General features: G+C 75.7%; 2 protein-coding genes. Both read right to left on the bottom strand.

What is annotated here, in order from left to right; translation table 11 throughout:
• Positions 1-26: 26 nt before the first annotated feature.
• The gene (locus tag OZN99_RS31450; protein WP_270939124.1) at positions 27-848 is read right to left on the bottom strand and encodes a CheR family methyltransferase; all 822 of its coding nucleotides are present in this window, start codon (positions 846-848) and stop codon (positions 27-29) included.
• On the bottom strand, positions 848-1,449 hold a 602-nt coding region (locus OZN99_RS31445), incomplete at its 5' end, for a CheB methylesterase domain-containing protein (protein ID WP_270939123.1). The genes OZN99_RS31445 and OZN99_RS31450, both read right to left, overlap by 1 nt.

Here is a 1,449-nt window from a genome sequence, read left to right as displayed (position 1 = left end):
TGCGGGGCGGCGACTGGCCGGCGGCGTCACGCCGCCGCGCGCCGCGCCGCCACCCCATACACCCCGCGCTCGCCCGGCAGCGGCGCCAGCCGCTCGGTCAGCCCGATCACCGTCTCCGCCGCGCCGAGATACAGCACGCCCTCGCCGGCCAGCTGCCGCGCCAGCATGTCCAGCACCTGCGTCTTGGTCGGCGCGTCGAAGTAGATCAGCACGTTGCGGCAGAAGATCACGTCGAACCGCCCCAGCGCCGCGCAATCCGCCAGCAGGTTCCGCTCCTCGAAGCGCGTCAGCGCGCGCAGCGCCGCGTTCACCCGCCAGCGCGGGCCGTCCTGCACGAAATGCTGCATCAGCGACCGGATCGGCAGGCCGCGCTGCACCTCGAACTGCGTGAAGGCCCCCTCCCGCGCGCGCGCCACCACCTCGCCGGAGATATCCGTGCCCAGGATCTCCACGCGCTGCGCCGCAGCCGGACCGAAGGCCTCGGCCGCCAGCATGGCGACGGAATAGGCCTCCTGCCCGGTGGAGCAGGCGGCCGACCAGATCCGCAGCCGCTCGCCCGCCGGCTTGCCGGCTGCCAGGCGTGGCAGCAGCGCGCGCAGATGCTCGAAGGGGCGTCCGTCCCGGAAGAAGCTGGACTCATGGGTGGTCAGCGCCTCCACCACCGCTCGCTCCAGCGCCTCGCCCGGCAGGGCGCGCAGCCGCTCGCCCAGCGCCCGCAGCGAGGCCAGGCCGAAGCGCGTCAGCACCGGGCCCAGCCGCGTCTCCAGCAGATAGGCCTTGTCCTCCGTCAGGACGATGCCGGCGCGCCGCCGCAGCAGCGCGGCCACCTCCGCGAATCCGGGCTGCATCAGGCAACTCCCTCCATGCAGGCGGCCAGCAGGCGCGCCGCGATCTCCTCCGGGGGCGCGAGCGTCTCCGCCACCCCCGCCCGCGCCACCGCGCCGGGCATGCCCCACACGACGGAACTTGCCTCGTCCTGCGCCAGCACCGTGCCGCCGGCCTGCCGCAACGCGCGGCAGCCTTCCAGCCCGTCATGACCCATCCCTGTCAGGATGGCCGCGACGACGCGCCCCCCGCAGGCGGCGACCAGGCTGCGCAGCAGCGGGTCGACGGCCGGGCGGCAGAAATTCTCGGGCGGACCGTCCGACAGCTTCGCCAGCAGCCCGCCCGCCGCCTCCCGCACCAGCAGGTGGCGGTCGCCCGGCGCGAGGTAGAGCCGCCCGGGCAGCAACGGCGTGCCCTCCGTCGCCTCGGCGCAGGGCAGCCGGCCCAGCCGGTGCAGATGGTCGGCCAGCAGCGTCGTGAAGCCGGCCGGCATGTGCTGCACGACCAGCACCGGCACCGGCGGCGGCCGCGTCAGCGCGCCGACCAGGGCGGCCAGCGCCTGCGGTCCGCCGGTAGAACTGCCGATGGCGATGGCGCGCGGCGCCGCGGCACGCCGCCCAGGCG

The sequence above is a fragment of the Falsiroseomonas oryzae genome, from assembly GCF_027856955.1.
In the GTDB taxonomy this organism is placed as follows: domain Bacteria; phylum Pseudomonadota; class Alphaproteobacteria; order Acetobacterales; family Acetobacteraceae; genus Falsiroseomonas; species Falsiroseomonas oryzae.
Note: the sequence above shows the minus strand (reverse complement) of the source record. Positions and strands in the feature narration are given on the sequence as shown.

Excerpts from the sequence above, each read along its gene's own strand:
- OZN99_RS31450 (WP_270939124.1), bottom strand. The coding sequence starts at position 848 with ATGCAGCCCGGATTCGCGGAGGTGGCCGCGCTGCTGCGGCGGCGCGCC.